This window comes from Marinobacterium lutimaris (genome assembly GCF_900108065.1).
In the GTDB taxonomy this organism is placed as follows: Bacteria; Pseudomonadota; Gammaproteobacteria; order Pseudomonadales; family Balneatricaceae; genus Marinobacterium_D; species Marinobacterium_D lutimaris.
Genome location: NZ_FNVQ01000001.1, coordinates 2135048 through 2157748, shown reverse-complemented (window position 1 = coordinate 2157748; position 22701 = coordinate 2135048). Strand labels below are relative to the sequence as shown.

Here is a 22701-nt window from a genome sequence, read left to right as displayed (position 1 = left end):
GCCGGCTTATTTCGCTTTGCGTGAGGTCTGTGCGATCAGCAGCTCGCGCAGGGTGCGGATAAACGGCTCGCGGCTGCGGCCACGGCGGCAGATCATCGAGAAGGGCGCCTGGTAGCCAAACTCGGCGGGTACCAGCGGTCTTAGCCGGCCCTGTTTCACGAATGGCTGGGCGTAATGCTCCGGCAGATAGCCGACAAAGCGACCGGACAGGATCAGCGCCAGCTGCGCCTCCATGCTCTCCACCGTGGCGGTACTGTGGCCAAAGCCGCGCTTGCGCAGATCTGCCATGTTCCAGTAACTGCGGGTGACCAAGCCATACTGGGTAATGGTTTCCGGCGGGATACGCCGCTGGGTAAACAGTGGATGCAGATCACTGCAGTAGAGCCAGTGCTGCTCGCGGTAGAGCTTCTCCTCGATAACGTTATTGGTGCTCGACGGATAGTTACCGATCGCCAGGTCCAGCTGATTGTTCAGAATTCCCTGTACCTGTTCGTAGGGGCTGCGGATCTGCAGGTTGAAATGCACCGCCGGGAAGCGGTCGTTGAACTGACGCAGAATTTCCGGCAATGACAGCGCCTCGTCCATTACCGTGGCGTCCAGTACCGCCAGGGTGAAAGTCCCGCCCTTATCGCCTTTCAGCGCTTCCGCCTGGCGCTCCATTGATTCGTACTCGTCGAGCAGTTTCACCGACTGATGCAGAAACTGCTGTCCCTTCTCTGTCAGCGAAAAGCCGGAACGTCCGCGCTGGCAGAGCACGAAACCAAGCTGGCTCTCCAGTTCGCTCATGTAGTTACTGATTGCCGAAGCGGTCAGCTTCAGCTCTTGCTGTGCGCCGGCATAGCCCTGGTGCTGGACCACGGTTACAAACACTTCCAGCAGCCTGATATTAAGTCGCTTGTCCGGTCTCATGCGCGATTCTTATCCTGTTTTCATACTTCAGTAATTTATGAACTGATTATTTTTGATTTGCTATTTAACCGTCAAGTTGGCGTTCCTAAGATGGATCTAGATTCATTCAATCGGGCCTTAGGCAAGACCCGGAAGCAGAGGGTTCAGAGTTATGGAAAAGCAACTTCATCAGCCGCAGAGTGGAAACGACATGCCCCGCTTCGGCGGCCGCGCGACGATGATGCGACTGCCGTTTGTGGAGGAGCTTGAGGGTCTGGATGCAGCGTTCGTTGGTATCCCGCTGGATGTGGGTACCTCCCAGCGTGCCGGCACCCGCTACGGGCCGCGGCAGATCCGCGCCGAATCGGTGATGATCCGTCCTTACAACATGGCCACTGGCGCTGCGCCTTTCGATGCCCTGTCCGTGGCCGATATCGGCGATGTACCGATCAACACCTACAGCCTGCTGAAGTCGGTCGACATCATCGAAGACTATTACACCCGCCTGAACGATTACCCGCTGATTCCGCTGACGCTGGGCGGTGACCACACCCTGACTCTGCCGATCCTGCGCGCCATCGCCAAAAAGCATGGCCCGGTGGGCCTGATCCATGTGGATGCGCATACCGACACCAATGACAACATGTTCGGCGAGAAAATCGCCCACGGCACCACCTTCCGCCGCGCCGTGGAAGAGGGGCTGCTGGACCTGAACCGTGTTGTGCAGATCGGTCAGCGCGCCCAGGGTTATTCCGCCGATGACTTCAAGTGGGGCGAGCGTCAGGGATTCCGTCTGGTTACCGCCGAGCAGTGCTGGCACAAGTCGCTTGAACCGCTGATGGCGGAAGTTCGCGAGCAGATCGGCGATGGCCCTGTTTATCTCTCTTTCGATATCGACGGTATCGACCCCGCCTGGGCGCCGGGTACCGGCACACCTGAAGTAGGTGGCCTGACCTCGATCCAGGGGCTGGAAATTGTGCGTGGCTGCAAGGGCTTGAACCTGATCGGTGCGGATCTTGTAGAAGTGGCGCCGGCCTACGATATCAGCGGCAACACCTCGCAGCTGGCGGCCAACCTGCTGTATGAGATGCTCTGCGTACTGCCGGGCGTGAACTACCGCTAAGCGGCATCGAATTCGGGAAGCAGCGAGGAGCAGCGCATGGAACTGGATATCTTTCGTACCCTCTGGGGCGTGACCGCGCCGCTGGAAAGCTATGCCGAGCAGCTGAAAAGCGTTGGTTTTACCGGTGTCGAGGCCCGCATAGCGGCGACCTCGGAAGAGCGCAGAGCGTTTCGCCAGGCACTGGATAATACCGGTATGGAGCATATCGCCATCCTGTTCACTGGCGGCGATGTAATCCCGGACCAGGCCGAGACCAGCGCCGATCATCTGGCGCGCATGGATCGGCTGCTGGATGCCGCGGCGGAGCTGTCGCCGCGCTTTATCAACGTGCTGCCGGGGAATGACCGCTGGCCCATGGCGGAACAGGTGGAGTTTTTCGGCAGGGCGCAGGAGCTGGCCGACAAGCACGGCATCCTCTGCAGTTTTGAAACCCATCGCGGCACGTCGCTGTACAGCCCCTGGGTCACGCTGGATCTGATTCGCCAGCTGCCGCAGCTGCAGTTCACCACCGATATCAGCCACTGGGTGCTGGTGTGCGAGCGACTGCTGAACCATCCCAAGGATGATCTCAGCGCCTTTATCGACCGCGTTCACCACATTCAGGCCCGTGTCGGTTACGACCAGGGGCCGCAGGTGCCGCATCCGGATGCGCCGGAATACCGGGGCGCACTGGAGTTCCACCAGTCGATCTGGGAAGCGGTGTGGCGCAAGCATATCGAGAAGGGGTATGAACGCAGCACGTTGACCACCGAGTTTGGCCCTGACGGATACCTGCATCACCTGCCGTTTACCAACGTGCCGGTGGCCGATCTCTGGTCGCTGAACGAGCGCATGGCGATCGAAGAGCGCCGTCACTTTAACCAATTCATCCAGTCTGTTTAGGAAGTAGATCATGAGCAGTCAGACAAGCAGTGCCAGTGAAGCAAAAGGCCAGGAAACCAGAGCGTTTCAGTCGATCCCGCTGGTCAACGTATCCGGTCTGTTCAGTGACAGTCTGGATGAGCGCAAGAAAGTCGCCGAAGAGATGGGCAAAGCGGCCCGTGAAGTGGGTTTCCTCTATGTGACCGGTCACGGCATTCCCAAGCAGAAGATCGCCAAGCTGCGTGAAGCGGCCAAGTGGTTCTTCGCCCAGTCGATCGATACCAAGATGGATTACTACATCGGTGCTTCCAAAAGCCACAAGGGCTTCGTGCCGGAGGGTGAAGAGATCTACGGCACCGGCAAGCCGGACCGTAAGGAAGCCTACGATGTGGGTTTTCCGGCGCCGGCCGATCATCCGCTGGTGCTGGCCAAAACCCCGCTGATCGGTGAAAACGAGTGGCCGGTGGATGAGAACTTCCGCGCCTGGGTACTGGATTACTATGAAACCGTATTTGCCCTGGGCCGCAAACTGTTCTCCGGATTCGCGCTGGCGCTTGATTTATCTGAGGATTATTTCGAATCTCTGGTAACCTGCCCGCCCTCAAAACTGCGCCTGATCCATTATCCCTATGATGCCGACGCTGAAGACCGCCCGGGTATTGGCGCCCACACCGATTACGAGTGCTTCACCATGCTGCTATCCGACAAGCCGGGCCTTGAGGTGATGAACGAGGATGGCGAATGGATCGATGCGCCTCCCCTGACTGTTAAAGGGCAAGAGGGCGATGAGGAAGCGCTGGTCATCAATATCGGTGACATGCTCGAAGTACTCACAGCCGGTCAGTTCGTGGCTACCTCTCACCGGGTGCGCAAGGTGGCTGAGGAGCGCTACTCCTTCCCGCTGTTCTTCGCCTGCGACTACCACACCCTGATCAAACCGCTGCCGCAGTTCAGTGAAGGGGCCGGAGAATACCGGGAACTGAGCATCGGTGAGCATATGTACAGCCAGGCTCTGCAGACCTACAGCTACCTGCGTGACAAGGTCGCCAAGGGTGAGCTTTCCATGCCGGAGCGGGCAACCGCAGTGAAGACCTTCGGCCATATGAAAACCGCTAAATGAAAACCGCGAAATAAAAATCTGAAGAAACTGAATAACTGATAATCCCTTTGAGGAGCATGACCGTGAAGATGACCAAAGCGCTTGTAAAAACCGGGCTTTCCGTACTGTCTGCGGGCATCCTGAGCCAGGCTGTCAGTGCAGCACCCCTGATGACAGAGGGTGATCTGAAAGTGGGTATGGAGATCAGCTATCCGCCGTTCGAATCCTACGACGGCGACAAAGTGGTCGGTTTTGACCCGGAAATTTCCGCTCTGCTGGCAGAGAAAATGGGAGCGACCGCCAGCTTCCACGACACCAAGTTCACCGGTCTGATCCTGGGCCTGGGCGCCAACAAGTTTGATGCCGTTATCTCCGGTATGTACATCACCGAAGACCGCCTGAAAAAGGCCGATGCGATTCCTTACGGTCTGACCGGCGCCTCCATCCTGGTGATGAAGGACAGCGAGGTTAAACCTCAGACCGCTGAAGATCTGTGTGGCGTTAACGTCGGTCTGCAGCAGGGTACCGCCTGGGTCAGCCAGTTGCAGAGCCTGTCTACCGATTACTGCGAAGCCAACGGCAAAGAGCCGGTAGAGATTCAGGAATTCCCCACCGCGCCGGAAGTTTCCCAGGCGCTGATGTCCCGCAACGTCGAAGCACAGCTGGAGATTGCCGGCGCAGCCAAGATGTTTGTTGAGCGTACCCGGGGTCGTCTCGAGATCAGCTCTCCGGAACTGGTGTATCCGCAGACCCTGGGCATGTACGTGAAACAGGGCAACACCGAGATGAAAGAGGCGCTGGAAAAGGCGCTGGAAGAGATCAAGGCTGACGGTTCCTACGCGGCGCTGATCGAGAAGTACGAGCTGACGCCGGTCGAATAACGAGCGGCGGTTAACGTAAAAACAGGAGCGAATTATGAGCCTGGATTGGGACTATTTCTTCTCGTTATTTACCCTGGCCGCGTTTTGGAAAGCGTGTGTCACGGTGGTGGTTCTCAGCACGCTGTCGTGGGGAATAGGGCTCGCTCTGGGCTTCCTTGTCGCTTCTGCGAAAATGTCCAGCCATCGCTGGCTGAATATCCCGGCAGGGTTGTACGTGTGGTTCTTCCGCAGCGTACCCCTGCTGGTGGTACTGGTATTTGTGTTCAACCTGCCTCAGCTGTTTCCCTCCACCGGCTCATTCCTCGGCGTGCCCTTTATCGCCGGCCTGGTGAGCCTGGTGGTCACGGAAGCAGCCTACATGGCAGAGATTCATCGCAGCGGTCTGCTGTCGGTGGCCAAGGGCCAGCGCGAAGCGGGCCATGCCCTGAATATCGGATTCCTTGGCGTGCAGCGGATGATCGTGATCCCCCAGGCGATCCGTATCTCCATGCCGTCGCTGATCAATGAATATGTCACCATTATCAAGCTGAGCTCGCTGGTATCGGCGATCTCGCTGCCGGAGCTGCTGCAGACCGGTCAGCGTCTCTATGCCCAAAACTTCCTGGTGCTGGAGACCCTGCTGGCGGTGGCGGTGTACTACGTGATGATCGTGACCGTGTTTGGCTCGGTGCTGCAGTGGGCCGAGAAAAAGCTCGATGTGCCTTCACGTCGCCCAGGTACGCTCAGCGATGCCGAGTGCGAACGTTTGCGTAAAGAGGTGCAGCCGTTACCGACCCGCCAGCCGGCGCCGTCCCATGGTGCGCCCAAGGCGCTGCAGCTGCGCGGCATTCAGAAATCCTACGGTGAGCACCAGGTACTCAAAAGCGTTGATATGAACGTGGGCATCGGTGAGGTAATCAGCGTGATTGGGCCGTCGGGCTCGGGTAAAACTACCCTGATCCGCACCGTGAACATGCTGGAAGAGCTCAACGGCGGCGAGATCGTGCTGTTCGGCGAAGATTTCATCAAGGGCGGCACTACGCCGGATCGGAACCGGGTGCGCGCCGGGATGCAACGCATCGGCATGGTGTTCCAAAGCTTCAACCTGTTCCCGCACAAAACCGCGCTGGAAAACATCATGATGGCGCCGCGCTACCACGGTAAACCGGCGGAGCTGGAAGTGAACCGCAAGCAGGCGTTGTATCTGCTGGACCGTGTCGGGCTGCTGATGCATGCCGATAAATATCCGCATCAGCTTTCCGGCGGTCAGCAGCAGCGTGTGGCGATCGCCCGTACCCTGGCGCTCTCACCTGATATCATACTCTTCGATGAGCCGACCTCGGCGCTGGATCCGGAGATGGTGGGCGAAGTGCTCAAGGTGATCCAGGATCTGGCGAAAGAGGGGATGACACTGATTATCGTCACTCACGAGATGGATTTTGCACTGAGCGTCTCCGATCGTGTGGTGATGATGGAACATGGCGTGATCCAGGCAGATGCGTCTCCGGCGCAGATCATCAACGCGGATAGCAGCACACCCAATCTGCTGCGTGCAAGAGAGTTTATGGGTAAAGCGGAGGCAATAGCATGATGGCAACAGAAGCGGAACTACGACGCGATCTGGCTGCATCGTACCGCCTGGCAGCGATGCTGGGCTGGGAAGACACAATCTACACTCACTTTTCCGTGCGACTGCCGGGTGAAGGTGAGCCGCGCTTCCTGATTAACCCGTTCGGTTATATGTTCGATGAGATTCGCGCCAGCGATCTTATCGTGGTCGATGTAAACGGCAAGGTGGTCGATGGCGATGCCAAGTACAACCCGGCCGGTTTCACCATCCACAGTGCCGTGCATATGGCGCGGGAAGATGCGCACTGCGTCATCCACACCCACACCCTGCCGGGCATGGCGGTGGCGGCCTGTGACAAGGGCCTGCTGACACTGAACCAGATCAGTGCCGAGTTCTATAACCGGGTCGGCTACCACCCCTACGAGGGGGTGGCGTTCAACCTGGAGGAGCGTGAGCGGATTCAGCAGTCACTGGGCGATAACATCGCGCTGATTTTGCAGAGTCATGGCCTGCTCAGCGTCGGTGAAACCATCGCCGATGCCTTCCAGGTGATGTATTACCTGAATAAGGCGTGTGAGATCCAGCTGGCAGCCGCGCAGATGGCGGCGCTGACACAGGTCTCGGAGATTCCAGAGTCGCTGGCGCAGTACGTCTGTGGCCAGTTCAAGGCGACCGAATCTGAGCGCCAGATGGTATGGCAGGCCTGGCTGCGTAAGCTGGACCGTATTGATCCTTCCTATAAGGACTGATCGGCGTTAAGTGCATGGAAACGAAAAAGCCTGGGGGTTCCCAGGCTTTTTTATGCGCGAAATGCTTTGCTGAGACTCAATCCGCCAGTGCGTTCTCAGCCTGCTCCAGTGTCTGGCGATACACCTCGACTTGCTGCTCATTGCCGAGCGATACCGCCTTGCGGGCATAATTGAGCGCCGCTGAGGGTTGGCCGGTGTCGATCAGTGTCTGCGCCAGATTGTTGTAGGCGGGAGCATAGTCCGCATACAGCTGGGTCACCCTCAGATACTGCTCCCCGGCCTGAGCGGGCAGGCCTGCGTTATACAGATGGTTGCCATAACCCATCAGCAGTGAACGATCGTCTGGCCAGTGTTGCAGGCCAGTTTGCCAGGCGGTTCGGGCCTGTACTTCCGGCGCCGGGCGCTCAAAGGCTGCGACCGCCTGGAAATAGTCTCGGGCATCCGCATCCGGCGGCATATCGCCGGGTTTAACCGCCACCATGCCCCAGTAATCACCGCGCTCCCAGGTGCGCTCAAACACCTTCATATCGGCCGCATAACGCTCGGTGACGCCGGTGCGGAGAATGATGGTTTCGTCCTCCAGGTCATAACCGATCGCGACTGCGTAGTGCCAGCGCGGGTACCACTCCATCGCCAGGTTCTGCAGCACGAGTACCGGATAACCGGCATCGATGGCACCGATCAGTGCCTCAAGCTGCGGTTCGATGGGGTAGGCGATACGCTGATACTGGCGCGTGGCGCCGAGCATCTCGACCTGAAAACTCCCTTCGCGCTCAGGTACATAGACCCTGGGCACCAGGTCGTCAGGTGTGACCTCCCGGCCGCTGTACTCCAGCAGTGTCGCCAGGGCAGCAGGGCCGCACTGGTACTGCTCCTGAGGGTAGAAGGGAACCTCGGTCAACTCCGCACTCAGCGGTTCCTGCTCCGGCAGCGGACTGCTCAACAGGGCGTTGGTCTGAGGAGTAGCGCTGCAGCCGCCGAGCATAAGCAAGGTGGCAAACAGGGCAAACAGGGGACAGAAAACGGAGCGCCCGGGCGTGTGCCCGGGCGCGGCTGAGCGCTTAGATATTGGGGAATACATCGGTGGCGCCGAGCAGATCCAGAAGAACAAGAATCAGGATAACGGCCAGAACGGCACCGAGAATACCGCCGGCGGGAAGATCATCCATCTTACCGTCAAGCTGGGCCAGTTCGCTTGCGGTCATGCTATCGACACGGTCCTGTACATGGTTCACATCCACGCCCAGATCCACCAGCTGTTGCTTGACGTCGTCGCGGGTCAGCATCTCTTTGATTTCAGACCGTCGATCTTCGAGGTGGGAGTCGGCGGCTATTTGGTCAGTGGTGACAATGGCGGCTGAGGCGGGTACCTGAACGCCGGCGAAGGTGAACAACGCCATGAGAATCCAGGCAAGAAAACGGCTACGTGTCGGATGGTTTGTCATGGTCTCTCCCAGGCCCTGCTCATCGGGCCTTGTTGGTTAAATGGAACGTTTTGTCCGATAACCAGTATTAGCGAAAGTTCATTTTTGCGCATAATTTGGCGTGAACAGGGGAGATGATTTTATCTTTGCGACAGGCAAAACCGCGGCGACTGCCAGGGCGGGGCCGCGGTTTTGGAGGTTGAATTTAGGCGCTGAAAGCTTAGTCGAAGTCCGGCAGGCTGGGTGTAAATACCGGCTTGCCGGCTTGCAGCCAGGCGTCGAAGCCGCCGCTGATCGAGCTGACATGCAGGTAGCCCATCTCTTTCATCGCCTGTGCCGCCAGGGCCGCACGGCCGCTGGTCTTGCAGTAGAGCAGGATATTCAGATCCCGTGCAGACAGGGCCTCGTCGGCACTCAGCTTGAACTCCAGCAGGCCGCGCGGAATATTGATCGCGCCCGGCAGATGGCCGGCGGCAAACTCATCGGGTTCACGTACATCGATAATCGCATCGGCAGATTTTGTCTGCATCTCGGCGCCTTCTGTGTCGATCTCCTGAATTTGTGCCTTGGCGGCGCCGACTAGGTCCATGGCCGTTTTCATGATTGCTGTTCCTCCATTGGCTGTTTTTTTGCGCAGGCTTCCGCTTTGGTCGCCAGCGTGCGTTGTGTTGTTTCCGGGTCCAGTGCCGCCATCGCTTCGTACTGGCTCAGGTAGACGTTGCCGGTGAGCTGTTGCAGCAGATGGCTTTTGTGCAGCTGGTCCATGACCGGGCCTTTCACCTCGGAGAGGTGCAGGGTGATGCCGGCGGTGCCGAGTCGTTCATTGATCGCTTCAAGGCTTTCAAGGGCGCTGGCATCGATCAGGTTCACGCCAGGACACATCAGCACCAGGGCATCGATACCCGGATGGGATTCCACCAGTGCGGCGATACGATCTTCCAGGTAGCGGGCGTTGGGGAAATAGAGGCTTTCATCCACCCGCACCGTCAGCACATGGGGGCTCTGCACCACATGAAAACGCTCCTCGTTACGAAAGTGCTGGCTGCCGGGCAACTGGCCGACTACCGCCATATGCGGTTTGCTGGTGCGCCAGAGGAACAGTAGCAGTGACAGCGCGAGTCCGAGGATAATGCCGGTCTCTACGCCGACAACCAGCACGCCCACCAGCGTGGCTATCAGGGCGAGGCCGTCCTGGCGCGAATACTTCCAGGTGCGGCCGATAGCGCGCAGATCCACCAGGGTGAGTACGGCGACGATAATAGTGGCCGCAAGCACCGCCCTTGGCAGGCTCTCAAACAGTGGGGTGAAGAACATCACCGTCACACCAATTCCCAGGGCTGAAAGGGCACCGGCCAGCGGTGTCTGGGCACCGGCTTCAAAGCTGACCACGGAGCGGGAGAAACCGCCGGTCACCGGCATACCACCGCTGATCGCCGAGGCGATATTGGCGCTGCCCAGGGCGCTGAGTTCCTGGTTGGGGTGGATGCGCTGGCGCCGCCGCGCGGCAAAGGTCTGCGCCACGGAGACCGATTCCATAAAGCCCACCAGGCTGATCAGCACGGCACCGGGCAGTAGCTGGTAGATCAGTGCCAGGTCGAATGTCGGCAACTGCAGCGAGGGTAAACCGGTTGGTACCTGACCAACCACGGGAACGCCGGCTTCTGCCAGGTTCAGCCAGGCCACCAGTGCCGCGGTGACGACCAGCGCCAGCACCGGCGCGGCGCGGCTCAGATTGGCGGCAGCGCCGGTTGAGAGGCCGATAGCTTCCAGGAAGCTCTTGCCCTGTTTCCGTGCCAGGTAGAGGAAAGCGATGCTGCCGAGGCCGATCAGCAGGGTCGGCAGGTTGGTAGCGCCAAGGCCCTCCAGCGTTGAGGCCAGAAGCTCAAAGGCGGTATCGCCGCCGGCCTTGATGCCGAGGATATGACGCAGCTGGCCGAGGGTGATCAGAATGCCCGAGGCGGTGACAAAGCCGGAGACCACCGGGTGGCTGAGAAAGTTGACCAGGAAACCGAGTCGCAGCAGCGACATGCCGATCAGAATCAGACCGGAGAGCATCGCCATCAGCATGGCCGCCTGGACATACTCCGCGCTACCCGCTGGAAACAGCGGCATCAGGATGGCGCCGGTCATCAGTGAGACCACCGCCACAGGGCCCACTGCCAGTGCGCGGCTGGTGCCGAACAGCGCATAGGCGATCAGCGGCAGGATACTGGCATAAAGACCGATCACCGGCGGTAGCCCCGCCAGCATGGCGTAGGCGAGACTTTGCGGAATCAGCATCAGCGTGACGATCACCGCGGCTAGGCCATCCTTGAGTGCCATATCGCGATTGTATTCGCGTGCCCAGCTCAGGCAGGGGAGCAGCTGCGAGGCTGTAATTTTGGGAAGCCGGATCATGGTTGGTCTCAGAGCTTGTTCAGCGGAATCTTCAGGTAGCGGGTGCCGTTATCTTCGGCGGGCGGCAGCTCGCCGGCGCGCATGTTGATCTGCACCGAGGGCAGGATCAGTACCGGCATTCCCAGGGTTGCATCACGTTCGCTGCGCATCTTCACGAAGCTCTCTTCGTTGTGGCCCTCTGAGATGTGGATATTGTGCTGGCGCTGCTCGGCGACGGTGGTTTCGCAGAGGTACTCGTCGCGTCCTTCCGCCTTGTAGTCGTGGCACATGAACAGCCGGGTTTCGTCTGGCAGGGCCAGCAGCTTCTGTATGGAACGGTACAGGGTACGCGCATCGCCACCGGGGAAGTCGCAGCGCGCGGTGCCGTAATCCGGCATAAACAGGGTATCGCCGACGAAGCCTGCGTCTTCGATCAGGTAGGTCATGCAGGCCGGGGTATGCCCAGGAGTATGCAGAGCTCTGGCACTCAGGTTGCCGATGGTAAAGGTCTCGTCATCACAGAACAGATGGTCGAACTGGCTGCCATCGGTGGCGAACTCGGTACCGGCGTTGAACAGCTTGCCAAAGGTGAGCTGCACCGTACGGATATGCTCGCCGATGCCCAATTTTCCGCCGAGGACCTGCTTCAAGTAAGGCGCCGCGCTAAGGTGATCGGCATGAACATGGGTTTCCAGAATCCACTCCACACTTAGCTGGTGTTCGCGCACATAGCTGATCAGCCGGTCGGCACTGGCGGTGGAGGTGCGCCCGGAGGCGGCGTCGTAATCCAGCACGGAGTCGATAAGGGTGCACTGGCGCGTCGCTTCATCGATAACGATGTAGCTGAAGGTGAAGGTGGCCTTGTCGAAAAAAGGAATAATCTGCATCTGAGCTCCCACGGTTGATGAGATGTAGGTGGGGATATGATCTTCTAAATATTAGAATATAATTATATAGAATAAGCAAATAATTAAATGGAATATAATGGTTGAAGCCAAGCATGCTGGCTCATAAGAGTCTGGCCGAAACGATGTTTGGCTCAAGCCTGGAGCCGGGATGAGAAGCTGCATGCAGGGAAAGCTTAGCCCGATTTCGGCGTTCAGTGCCGCTGGCCTGGAGTCTAAAGCAGACTCCGACACTTTCGTGTCGCGGCTTTTGTATCGCTGGGGCTTAATTGGCAAATCCACCTGTATAGCAGGCTTGATTTGCATCAAGCTCCCTATAAGAGAGTTTGGATAAACCTACCGACGAATGAATCCCCGTATCCGCGTCCTTTACGAGGCCGGTTTCGGCTGCTGCCGAGCAAAGAGACTTGTACGGACAAGTCTCTTTGCAATCCCAAACCGCCCCTATGGTTTGGTCGGCTGCGCCGACTCCCCTGTGCTTCTCGTCTGAAAGAGCGGGACAGGAAACTCGCAGCGTTGCTGCTCAAACAGCCTGTCCCTTATCTCTCTTTCAGTCTGCGATGCTCGGCTGCACCAAAGGGGATGGATTGCTGCGCTCAGATAGCCATGAGACATCGAGCCCACTTCTCGATACGGCGCGAGAAAGGCATAGCCTCGACTAAACGATCACCACCTCCACAGGAGGTGGTTTAAGAGCGACAATGAAAGAGCCTCCGTGCAGGAGGAGGCTCTTTCAAGTGTACTGCAGGTTACTCGAACGGTTGCGGCGGTGGAGTGTTCTCGGAGGAGGGCGGCAGGATCGGCAACTGGAAGCTGGGCTGCTGGCCGGTCAGTGACTTCAGGAAAGCCACAATCTGCGCGTTCTCGCCATCGGTAAACTGGCGACCCAGCTGCAGGCGGCCCATGATATCCACCGCTTCGGTCAGGGTCTGGGCTTCACCGTCGTGGAAGTACGGATAGGTCAGTTCCACGTTACGCAGGGTTGGCACTTTGAACATGAAGCGGTCGGCATCCACACCAGTGACGGCGACCCGGCCCTCTACCTCGTTGTTGGTCTGGTAAGGCTCAACAACACCCATTTTCTGGAACGAGCTGCCACCCACGGCCTCGCCGTTGTGGCAGGCAACGCAGCCGCTGTCTTTGAACAGTTTATAGCCGGCCAGCTCATCCGCAGTCAGTGCGTCTTCGTCCCCAAGAAGCCACTGGTCGAACGGCGAGTCCGGTGTCACCAGGGTTTTTTCGAATTCGGCGATGGCATCGGTGACCTGGTCGATGTTGATCTCGTCGTTGCCGAAGGTGAGGCGGAATTCATGCACGTAGCCGGGGATCGACTTCAGTAGATCCACCGCCAGCGTATGGGTGAACGCCATCTCGCCGGGGTTGGCGATCGGCCCGCCAGCCTGTTCTTTCAGGTCCGCTGCGCGGCCATCCCAGAACTGCGCCAGGTTCAGGCTTGAGTTGAGTACCGTAGGTGAGTTGATCGGCCCCTGCTGCCAGTTATGGCCGATGGAGGTTTTCAGGTTGTCGGTACCGCCCATGCTGAGGTTGTGGCAGGAGTTGCAGGAGATAAAACCGGATTTGGACAGGCGGGGATCGAAGTAGAGCTTTTTGCCCAGTTCGGCCAGGGCGACATTGACCTCTTTGACCGGCTCTATGGGTTGAATCGGTTCATTCGCCTGGCTGAGGCTGGAGATCGCCCCGACAGAGAGTGCTGTCGCGGCATAAAGCAAACGGCGTTTGATCGACATGACAGGCATCCTTGTTTGTTATGTGTTCAGCGGCCATGCTGGGCTGACTGACCGGTCAAGTCGTTGACGTGTGTCAGGCGACGAGGCTGGGTGATGAATTAGACGAAGTTAGTTGTCCGGGAGCAGGATAAATGCGCTGAAATTTACGCTCTGCAGCAGGATTTTTTTGTATCCAGCCCACGGAACCTTGTTTTCGGTCAAAACTGCAGCTGTAAATATACAAATGACATCCATTAATTATTGAATTGCCGCCCGCCTGGCTCTAAGTTGGGTAGGCGCAACCTCTGTGCGTGGCGGTGTTTCCGGTGTGTTTTTCTGACGGGGCCGGGCAGGCGAGCGTTGTCTGTCAGAGTTAGATTGTCTGTCAGAGTTAGAGTTGGCGGATTGCCGGTTCTCAACAATCAGTATTTTCTCAGGTGGGCTTGCAGATGGAACCGGGCGCCCACTGCAGCCCGTTGTCTTTGGAGATGTTGTTTGTGGCTACGTCCAATCAGGAAGTGACCTTTGACAATGACGAACTGATCGTCAGCAAAACCGACCTCAAAGGTAAAATCACCTACGCCAACCGCGTTTTCATGCGCGTCTCCAACTTTTCCGAACCTGCGCTCCTTGGTCAGCCTCATAACATTATCCGCCACGAGGATATGCCGCGAGGCGTCTTCTACGGCCTGTGGAAATCGGTTAATGCGGGCCGGGAGTTTTTCGGTTTCGTGAAGAACAGAACCGCAGACGATAATTACTACTGGGTCTTTGCCAATATCACACCCGATTACCACGACAACAAGCTGATCGGCTTCTACTCGGTGCGGCGTTGCGCTCCGGCGGCCGCGAAAGAGGCGGCCATGGGCCTTTACCGACAGATGCTGGCGATTGAAAAGTCCAAGGGGAAAGCAGAAGGCCCCAGGGCGAGCTGGGATTGGCTGATGGAGCAGTGCCGGGCAGCGGGCTACCCCAGCTACGAAGAATTCATTATTTCTCTTTATCAGAAGTATCTATAAGGATTGCTGATGAAAACCAAAACCAGTGGCGTCAGTCAGTCCATCCCGTTTATCGAACAGAAATACGCGATCACCTGTGTCGTTTTCGTGCTGTTCACGGTGATCGTCAGCGCGGTCAATGCCTACAATTATGGCATCAGCTTTATCAACGTGGCGTTTCCGCTGCTGACGATCGGTTTTGCCTGGTATTCCTGGCGTGACCACTGCAAACCGATCGCTGCTCTGATTCGCATCAAAGACACCCTGGATGAGGCGCGCAAGGGCAATACCCATGTGCGCATCACCCATACCAAGGGCCTGGGCGAGATCGGCAAGGTCGCCTGGTCGCTGAACGATTTTCTCGACATTGTGGAAACCAATTTCAAGGAACTCTCCAACAGCTTTCAGGCATCCAGCCGCCGGGAGTTTTACCGCAAGGGCCTGGTGAATGGTCTGCCCGGCGAATTTGGCAAGATGATGAGCAACGTGAACGTGGCGATCAAAGGGATGGAGGATGCGGACAACTTCGCCCGCCAGAACCGCCTGATGAGTGAGTTGCATCACCTGAACACCTCCAACCTGCTGACCAATCTGAAAAACAGCCAGACCGAGCTGGGCGTGCTGTCCAGCCGCATGGATGATGTGCTCAACATCGCAGCCGAGAGCCGGGACGGTGCGCAGACCAGCCAGGCGACCGTGGCGGATCTGAAGAAAGCGGTGGAAGACGTCAACAACCGCATGGAAAGGGTGGAGCAGGCCGCCAAGCGCCTGGAGAGCCAGAGCTCAACCATCGCCGAAACAGTGAAGCTGATCACCGGGATCGCCGAGCAGACCAACCTGCTGGCGCTGAACGCGGCGATCGAAGCGGCCCGGGCCGGTGAGGTAGGTCGCGGCTTTGCGGTGGTGGCCGATGAGGTGCGCAATCTGGCCACTCGCACGCGTTCCTCCACGGGTGAGATCAGCACCATTATCACCGATCTGCAGGAGCAGATTGTCGATGTGGTGTCTCAGACCTTTGCAGTGGGTGAGCAGACCAAGGCGATCGGTACCGAGGTCGATAACTTCTACGCCAACTTTGACAGCGTGGCTTCGGCAGCGCAGAAGACCATCACCCTGATGTCGCGCACCAAGGAACGCGCGTTCGCGTCGCTGGTGCAGCTCGATCATGTGATCTACATGCAGAACGGCTACATTGCGCTGGAGAATAACGGTGAAGGCAGCGAGGCCGATGCCGTTGCGGTCGACCACTTCTCCTGCCGCCTGGGCAACTGGTACTACCAGGGTGGTGGTAAGGACGCCTACGGTACTTCCTCGGCCTATCGCAAGCTGGAGGGTTACCACGCCGATGTGCATAACAACGTGCAGGAAGCGCTGACGCTGGTTAAGAAAGACTGGGTAAGGGATGACAGCGTGCTGAATGATCTGGTGGGCTGCGTCAGCGATGCGGAACTGGCCAGCAAGGGCGTTATCAGCTGCATCAGCGATATGGTGGAAGAGAAAGAGCGCCGCAGCTGAACGCCGGTTTACACTAAAGCTTCTGTTAAAGCCGGGTAGACTGCCAGTCCAACCGGCTTTTTTTACGCCTGCCTGAAGTGGTCGGAGGGACTGTTTGCCGCTTGATGTGTTGCGTCGCTTTTCTCAAGTGCCTCAGGGTTTAAGATCGATTCTTACCTATCGGCGCTCGTCATCTTTGCTTGCCATACGGCTCGAGACTGTTCGCTGCGTCGCTCTTGGCCGGCTCATTTCAGAGTGAGGCCTTGAGTTCACGTAGCAGGGATCTAAGCCCCTCTTCCAGCACCGGGTGGTAGTAGGGCATGGCGAGCATCTCATCCAGAGTCTGGCCCCGTTCCATGGCCCAGGCCAGCAGGTGGGCAAGATGCTCCACATCCGGCCCGAGCAGCTCGGCGCCAAGCAGCCTGCCGGTTTTGCGGTCGGCCCAGACCTTCATCAACCCTTCGGTCCGGTTCAGTACCTTGGCTCGTGCCACATCGGCAAAAGCGAGCGAGGCACTGGCGACAAGGCGGGTGTCGTACTGAGCGATCTTGGCGGTGCTCATACCGACCGTGGCGATCTGCGGATCACTGAACACCACCGCCAGAGGCTGAGTGCGGTGGCCGGCGCGAACGTCCGGGTAGCGGCCGGCGTTGCCCCCTGCGATATGGCCTTCGTCCGAGGCCTCGTGCAGCAGCGGCAGGTGGTTGTTGGCATCTCCGGCGATAAACACGGCGCTGTTGCCGCATTGCAGGGTTTCGGTATCGAACAGAGGGATACCGTGCTCGTCCAGTTCCAGCGAGGTGTTCTCCAGCCCCAGATTATCCACGTTGGGGCGGCGGCCGGTGGCGGCGAGCAGATAATCGAAGCTCTCGCTCTGTTCCTTGCCCTGCGGGTCGGTAAAGCTGACACGCACGCCAGCGTCGGAGCGTTCGACCTGGGTTACCCTGGCATCGGCATCCAGCGGGTATTCACCCCCGAAGGTCTTCGCGGCGCAGACGAGCAGCTCTGAATCGCCCAGAGGGCCGATGGCTCCGCCGACACCGAACATGCGCACACGCACTCCGAGGCGATGCAGCGCCTGACCCAGCTCCAGGCCGATAACGCCGGGGCCAAACACCACCACGGATTCGGGCAGCTCGGTCAGTTCAAACAGGTCATCGTTGACCAGCATCCGGTCATCGGCGTTGTAAAGAAACTTGGGGATCGCAGGGCGGGAGCCGGTGGCAATCACGATCCGTTCCGCTTCGATCTGCTCACCATCGGCGGTTTCCAGCAGGTGATCCGCGACAAAGCGGACTGACTGATGCACTTGGTGCTCTGTGGGAATGCCCGACATACCACTGAGTACCTTGCCGACAAAGCGATCGCGCATCTCCTGCACACGCTTCATCACCGCCTTGCCATCGATATGGAGGTCGCCGACGTGAACACCCAGCGCCTGCGCCTGGCGGGCGTTCCAGGCTGCATCGGCGGCGGCAATCAGCAGTTTGCTGGGCATGCAGCCGACCCGGGCACAGGTGGTGCCGAGCGGACCTGGATCGATCAGTAATACGGAATCGGTATGTTTTCGGGCTTGACGATAAGCGTTGAGCCCGGCGCTTCCGGCGCCGATAACCGCGACTTGAGTGCTGCGCATCCTTTCCTCTCCCGTTGAACGATGTTGGTTTTAATTAAGGATAATCTAATTTATGGCCTCTGGAGATCCTAGTCCCAGATCAGACTTTGTTCTTAAGGAGGATAGAAGCTTAACTGGGGAAGTATACTGGTGAGGATGGGAGGCGCGTCTCGCGCCGATGGAAGCGGTACTTTCTGACGCTAACAATGTTTGCATAAAGGTAAAAGAAAAATGGCCGGAACCGAGGTTCCAGCCATTCGTTAAGCGTTGCGGATATTAGCGCTGTTTCGGGCTACGCGGTGCGTTGTTGCTGCCCTTGCTGCGCGGCTGATGCCCGCGGTGGGTATCGCCGGAGCGCTGGCCGTCGCGGTGCTGCGGCTTGGGCTTCTTCGGGCGACGACGGCGGGCCGGGCGGGTATCCAGGGTGGTTTCCGGTAGTGCGTGGGTCGGATCGAAGCCTTCGATGATCTCGCGCTCCAGCAGCTTGCTGGTCAGACGCTCGATGGCGCGCAGCTGGTCCAGCTCATCGGCGCAGACCAGGGATACCGCCTGACCGGTGGCGCCGGCACGACCTGTACGGCCGATGCGGTGCACGTAATCCTCGGCCACGTTGGGCAGGTCATAGTTGACGACCTGGGGCAGCTGATCGATATCCAGACCGCGGGCGGCGATATCGGTCGCTACCAGCACCTGCAGGCTGTTGTCCTTGAACTCTTTCAGCGCCTTGGTACGGGCGTTCTGGCTCTTGTTGCCGTGAATAGCCGCGGCCTTGATACCGGCTTTTTCCAGCTGGGTGCTCAGCTTGTTGGCGCCATGTTTGGTGCGGGTGAACACCAGCACCTGGTGCCAGCTGTTGTCCTTTATTAGCTTGATCAGCAGCGGAGACTTCTGCTTTTTGTCCACCGGCGCGATCCACTGCTTGACGGTATCCGCGGTGGAGTTACGCGGCGTCACCGACACTTCAACGGGATCCTGTACCAGACCTTTGGCCAGGGCGCGGATCTCGCTGGAGAAGGTGGCGGAGAACAGCAGGTTCTGACGCTTGGCCGGCAGCAGCGCCAGGATGCGTTTGATGTCGTGGATAAAGCCCATGTCGAGCATGCGGTCCGCTTCATCCAGCACCAGCACTTCGAGGTTGTCGAAGCGTACGGCGTTCTGCTTGTAAAGGTCGAGCAGACGGCCCGGGGTGGCGATCAGTACGTCAGCGCCCTTGCGCAGGGCCATCATCTGCGGGTTGATCTTGACGCCGCCGAAGACGATGGCGGAGCGCAGCGGCAGGTACTTGCCGTAAGTGGCCACGCTTTCGCCCACCTGGGCGGCGAGCTCGCGGGTCGGTGTCAGGATCAGTACGCGAGCCTGGTTGGGCTTGGCGCGCTCACCGGGAATCAGTCTTTCCAGAATCGGCAGGGTAAAGCCTGCGGTCTTGCCGGTACCGGTCTGCGCAGCGGCCATGACATCCTTGCCTTCCAGTACGGCGGGAATCGCCTGCTGCTGGATCGGGGAGGGAGTGTCGTAACCCTGTTCGGCGACGGCTTTAAGAATAGGATCGGACAGGCCGAGACTGGCAAAACTCATTAATTACTCTCTGTATCTAAGGTGTGACGAGAACCGGAAAGGTGCAAAAGGCCGGGCTAAGGAGCCGGTACTGGGGCGCTCTCGGGAAGAGGGCGAAGCTTACCTGAAAGCGCCCACGCTCGCTATGCAATTCGGTGCTATTTAATTTCGCCGCTGAGGTTGCGTTCATCCAGGCGGTCGCGCTTGGTCAGACGCGGGAACCAGAGCATCCACAGGGCCGTGACAGCCAGGGTGCCGATACCGCCGATGACGATGGTCGGCACCGTTCCAATCAGTGCCGCTACAGCGCCGGCACGGAACTCACCCAGCTGGTTTGAGGTGCTTATGAAGATAGAGTTCACTGCGCTGACGCGGCCGCGCATATCGTCCGGGGTTTCCAACTGCACCAGGGTGGAACGGATCACGACGCTGATCATATCGGCGGCGCCGAGCAATACCAGTGCCGCCACCGAAAGCCAGAGCGATTCGGACAGGCCGAACACCACGGTCATGGCGCCAAATACCGCCACAGCAGCGAACATCTTCACGCCTACGCGGTTTTCAATAGGACGCCAGGCGAGCCAGAGTGACATCACCACGGCACCGATGGCGGGCGCGCTGCGCAGCAGACCGAGGGCCTCGGGGCCGGCGTTGAGAATATCCTTGGCGACGATGGGTAGCAGTGCGGTGACGCTGCCTACCAGCACGGCAAACATATCCAGCGAAATGGAGCCGAACACTACCTTGTTGCTCCAGGTGAACTTCAAACCGCCAAACAGGGATTCCAGCGTGACCGGGCGTTTCTCACGCTGGTCATGCTGGTATTTGAGGTCGAACAGTATTAGCGCCGAGAGGACAGCGCAGGCGGTGCTGCTGCCATAGAGCGCGCCGGCGCCGAAAATGTAGATAAGGCCGCCCAGGGCCGGGCCGATGATGGTGGTGGCTTCGCGGCCGGATGCAGTCCAGGTCATCGCCTTGGCGAGCAGATCGGGCCCCACCAGCTTGGGCACCATCGCCTGGGTGGCCGGCATCTCAAAGGCGCGGGCAGCGCCCATGGCGATGCAGCAGGCGTAGATGATCGTCGGGGTGATGATCTCCATCACGCTGGTCACGGCGAGCACCGCGATCGTCACGGCGATCACACTGCGGCTGACCAGCATAATTGTGCGGCGATTATGGTTGTCGGCCACATGCCCGCCATAGAGCGTGAGCACCAGTTGTGGCAGGTAACGGGCGAGGCCGACAAGGCCCAGGCTCAGCGCACTGTCGGTCAGGTTATAGATCTGCCAGCCCATCCCCACCAGCAGCATCTGAAAGGCAAAGGAGGCCGCCATCTGGCCGACCCAGAAACGCATAAAGGATTTGTGTTGCAACAGGGAGGGGGACGCCATGGGATTCCTACTAGAGTTGTACGCGGTGCTTGTTGAGTCGTGCGAGAACAGGGAGAAAAAGACGAAAGTGTAACAGGTATTACATGATTTTTCTTGGCTATATTCCTTCGGCACAGGCCCAGCTATTAACAGTTGAAGGAGAGTCTCAGACCCCGGTTAAGGGGCCGCGAGAAGGAAGAAGAGAGGTTCGTGCTGGAGTTCGTCGTGGACAGTGTATCGGTAGTGGTTGGTTGCTTAAACGGAAAAATAAACCTGATAGCTTTAAATCTAGTATGGAATTAGCTACGTAAATTTTGGTCTCAGCACAGAATTTGTTGTCTTTTTACTCTAGTTGCCAATATGGTTCGTCAAGTTGAGTGAGCCGTCATTGCGCGCATATCTGCTATTAATAAAAGAGCTGTTGAGTGGCATGTAAGTAGTGGCGTTGAGGGCTTCGCAGGAGTGAGTGCAAGAGGACAATTGGCAAAGGTAAAGGTAGCCGAGGGATAAAGAAGTGAGTGATTGCCGTGAGTTTGGCAATGCTCGAAAGCATTTGAGAAGAAGTAGCGAGAGTCTGGGTCCGACAGAAGTCGACTCTCTGAAAGTCATTAGTAGAGTGCTGTAAAAAGCGCCAGGGGTTTTCGTGATGTTTTTCGCTGGAAAAAAGAAGCGGGAAGAGCTTAAGGCGCAGGCCGATGAGCTAAATGAGTTCCACAATATACAGGCTGATCTCCGGGCAGAGATGGCCTATTTCGGGTTGAGCCGAAAAGGGAAGTTTGTCGAAGCTAACCAAAAATTTCTCGATGCGATCGGTTACACCCAGAGAGAGCTCGAATCCCTTGAGCTTAAGTCCCTGTTCGTCAAAGGCTCGCTGGATAAAGAGCATATCCAGCGCTTGTTGGAGGCGATCCGTGAGGGGCATCACTGGCATGGGGCCCTGCATCTGCAAACCAAAAAGGGTGGTGAGGCCTGGTTCAGGGTGATCATCCATCCAATCCGGCAGCCGGGTGCTCAGGATATTCTGCTGATGAGCTATGCCGCCGAAGTGACCCGCACTATCTCCCGCGCCCGGGAGAAGGAGGACATGCTGGCGGCGCTGCACCGCTCCTCGGCTATTATCGAGTTCTCGCTGGATGGCATCGTTATTGATGCCAATGACAACTTCCTCAGGGCGATGGGGTACAGCAAGCAGCAGATCGTCGGTAAGCATCACCGTATCTTCTGCTCGAAGGAGGAGGTCTCGTCCGAGGCGTACGAGCGTTTCTGGCAAAAGCTCCGATCGGGTGAGTTTTTCTCTGGCCGTTTTAAGCGCTTCGACAGCCACGGTAACGTGGTTTGGCTCGAGGCGACCTATAACCCGATCCATGATGAGTCGGGCCGGCTCTATAAGGTGGCCAAGCTGGCTTCGGTGATCACTGAAGAGGTACAGCGCGAGGCGGCCATCACCGAAACCTCCAACATCGCCTATGACATTTCGACCCAGACCGATGAAGGCGCTACACGGGGTATGCAGGTGATCGGTTCGACCATCGATTCGATGAACCGACTTTCGGATAAAATGGCGGCGGCCAACACCGGCATTCTTGATCTTAATGACCAGTCATCCAAGGTGGCTGAACTGGTCGAGAGCATCCGCGGGATTGCCGATCAGACCAACCTGCTGGCGCTGAATGCGGCGATCGAGGCGGCAAGAGCGGGCGACCAGGGGCGCGGCTTTGCGGTGGTTGCCGATGAGGTAAGACAGTTGGCATCCAGAACCAGCAACGCTACCGAACAGATCATCGAGGTGGTCTCCAAGAACCGCGAGCTGACCAAAAAAGCGGTCAGCCAGATAGAGGAAAGCCAGGCCGAAGCTCAGGTGGCGCTGGGGCACTCCAACGATGCCGGCAAGGTCGTGGAGGAGATTCAGACCGGTGCTCGCCAGGTGGTCGATGCGGTGCGCCAGTTCAAAGACCGGCTCTGACCTTTTACCGCTGACCTTTTCTTTCTACTGCTGAACCCTGACTTTCTCGGCCCGCTGGTGAACTGATCGCCAGCGGGCTTTTTCATTTCTTCTTTCTGTCCCCGCTGAGCCCGGCTACCGGTGCG

19 protein-coding genes and 1 pseudogene are annotated in these 22701 nt (G+C 58.3%); 10 read left to right on the top strand and 10 right to left on the bottom strand.

Annotation, left to right across the window (positions count from 1 at the left end; translation table 11 throughout):
- Window positions 1–6: 6 nt before the first annotated feature.
- The gene (locus C4S72_RS10055) at window positions 7–909 is read right to left on the bottom strand and encodes a LysR family transcriptional regulator (RefSeq protein ID WP_104002870.1); all 903 of its coding nucleotides are present in this window, start codon (window positions 907–909) and stop codon (window positions 7–9) included.
- A gap of 151 nt (window positions 910–1060) precedes the next feature.
- Between C4S72_RS10055 and speB the strand changes: the two genes are divergently transcribed.
- The 6 genes from speB (at window position 1061) to C4S72_RS10025 (ending at window position 7150) form a co-directional block, all read left to right on the top strand.
- Window positions 1061–2011 (top strand): agmatinase, encoded by a 951-nt coding sequence (gene speB, locus C4S72_RS10050; RefSeq protein ID WP_104002869.1) that lies wholly within the window; start codon window positions 1061–1063, stop codon window positions 2009–2011.
- Between the two features lie 36 nt (window positions 2012–2047).
- Window positions 2048–2893, top strand: a complete 846-nt coding sequence (locus tag C4S72_RS10045; protein WP_104002868.1) for a sugar phosphate isomerase/epimerase family protein — start codon at window positions 2048–2050, stop codon at window positions 2891–2893.
- 10 nt (window positions 2894–2903) lie between these two features.
- Window positions 2904–3992 (top strand): isopenicillin N synthase family dioxygenase, encoded by a 1089-nt coding sequence (locus tag C4S72_RS10040; RefSeq protein ID WP_104002867.1) that lies wholly within the window; start codon window positions 2904–2906, stop codon window positions 3990–3992.
- A 68-nt stretch (window positions 3993–4060) separates the two neighbouring features.
- Complete coding sequence (locus C4S72_RS10035; protein ID WP_235009120.1) at window positions 4061–4852, top strand: ABC transporter substrate-binding protein; 792 nt, start codon at window positions 4061–4063, stop codon at window positions 4850–4852.
- 34 nt (window positions 4853–4886) lie between these two features.
- Window positions 4887–6422 (top strand): amino acid ABC transporter permease/ATP-binding protein, encoded by a 1536-nt coding sequence (locus C4S72_RS10030; RefSeq protein ID WP_104002865.1) that lies wholly within the window; start codon window positions 4887–4889, stop codon window positions 6420–6422.
- The gene (locus C4S72_RS10025) at window positions 6419–7150 is read left to right on the top strand and encodes a class II aldolase/adducin family protein (RefSeq protein WP_200826711.1); all 732 of its coding nucleotides are present in this window, start codon (window positions 6419–6421) and stop codon (window positions 7148–7150) included. Before C4S72_RS10030 ends, C4S72_RS10025 begins: the two co-directional genes overlap by 4 nt.
- Before the next feature lie 76 nt (window positions 7151–7226).
- Here the strand turns inward: C4S72_RS10025 and C4S72_RS10020 are convergent, their stop codons facing one another.
- From C4S72_RS10020 to C4S72_RS09990, 6 genes are all read right to left on the bottom strand, one after another.
- On the bottom strand, window positions 7227–8231 hold the full coding sequence (locus C4S72_RS10020; RefSeq protein ID WP_104002864.1) for a PA2778 family cysteine peptidase: 1005 nt from the start codon (window positions 8229–8231) through the stop codon (window positions 7227–7229).
- The gene (locus tag C4S72_RS10015) at window positions 8212–8595 is read right to left on the bottom strand and encodes a PA2779 family protein (protein ID WP_146071894.1); all 384 of its coding nucleotides are present in this window, start codon (window positions 8593–8595) and stop codon (window positions 8212–8214) included. Before C4S72_RS10015 ends, C4S72_RS10020 begins: the two co-directional genes overlap by 20 nt.
- A gap of 199 nt (window positions 8596–8794) precedes the next feature.
- Window positions 8795–9175: a rhodanese-like domain-containing protein gene (locus C4S72_RS10010; protein WP_104002862.1), complete on the bottom strand. Its 381-nt coding sequence runs from the start codon at window positions 9173–9175 to the stop codon at window positions 8795–8797.
- The gene (locus C4S72_RS10005; RefSeq protein WP_104002861.1) at window positions 9172–10971 is read right to left on the bottom strand and encodes a SulP family inorganic anion transporter; all 1800 of its coding nucleotides are present in this window, start codon (window positions 10969–10971) and stop codon (window positions 9172–9174) included. The genes C4S72_RS10010 and C4S72_RS10005 overlap by 4 nt, the downstream gene beginning before the upstream one ends.
- A gap of 8 nt (window positions 10972–10979) precedes the next feature.
- On the bottom strand, window positions 10980–11837 hold the full coding sequence (locus tag C4S72_RS10000) for an MBL fold metallo-hydrolase (protein WP_104002860.1): 858 nt from the start codon (window positions 11835–11837) through the stop codon (window positions 10980–10982).
- A gap of 767 nt (window positions 11838–12604) precedes the next feature.
- Entirely contained in the window at window positions 12605–13603 is a 999-nt protein-coding gene (locus C4S72_RS09990) for a cytochrome-c peroxidase (RefSeq protein WP_104002858.1), read from the bottom strand.
- Between the two features lie 428 nt (window positions 13604–14031).
- Here C4S72_RS09990 and C4S72_RS09985 point away from each other — a divergent pair, with 428 nt between their 5' ends.
- Together C4S72_RS09985 and C4S72_RS26185 are read left to right on the top strand one after the other, a co-directional pair.
- On the top strand, window positions 14032–14601 hold the full coding sequence (locus C4S72_RS09985; RefSeq protein ID WP_235009082.1) for a PAS domain-containing protein: 570 nt from the start codon (window positions 14032–14034) through the stop codon (window positions 14599–14601).
- Window positions 14602–14610: 9 nt separating this feature from the next.
- Window positions 14611–16095 (top strand): methyl-accepting chemotaxis protein, encoded by a 1485-nt coding sequence (locus C4S72_RS26185; RefSeq protein WP_104002857.1) that lies wholly within the window; start codon window positions 14611–14613, stop codon window positions 16093–16095.
- A gap of 229 nt (window positions 16096–16324) precedes the next feature.
- On the opposite strand, the gene C4S72_RS09975 is transcribed toward C4S72_RS26185, so the two are convergent.
- The 3 genes from C4S72_RS09975 to C4S72_RS09965 form a co-directional block, all read right to left on the bottom strand.
- A complete protein-coding gene (locus tag C4S72_RS09975; RefSeq protein WP_104002856.1) occupies window positions 16325–17710 on the bottom strand; it encodes a dihydrolipoyl dehydrogenase in 1386 nt (461 codons plus the stop codon).
- Window positions 17711–17965: 255 nt separating this feature from the next.
- Entirely contained in the window at window positions 17966–19264 is a 1299-nt protein-coding gene (locus tag C4S72_RS09970; protein ID WP_104002855.1) for a DEAD/DEAH box helicase, read from the bottom strand.
- Window positions 19265–19401: 137 nt separating this feature from the next.
- On the bottom strand, window positions 19402–20634 hold the full coding sequence (locus C4S72_RS09965) for an MFS transporter (protein WP_104002854.1): 1233 nt from the start codon (window positions 20632–20634) through the stop codon (window positions 19402–19404).
- Window positions 20635–21259: 625 nt separating this feature from the next.
- Here C4S72_RS09965 and C4S72_RS26025 point away from each other — a divergent pair.
- Together C4S72_RS26025 and C4S72_RS26020 are read left to right on the top strand one after the other, a co-directional pair.
- Window positions 21260–22042: pseudogene (locus tag C4S72_RS26025) on the top strand (PAS domain-containing protein); the annotation flags it as partial.
- Window positions 22043–22120: 78 nt separating this feature from the next.
- Complete coding sequence (locus tag C4S72_RS26020) at window positions 22121–22576, top strand: methyl-accepting chemotaxis protein (protein ID WP_235009118.1); 456 nt, start codon at window positions 22121–22123, stop codon at window positions 22574–22576.
- Window positions 22577–22701: the final 125 nt, after the last annotated feature.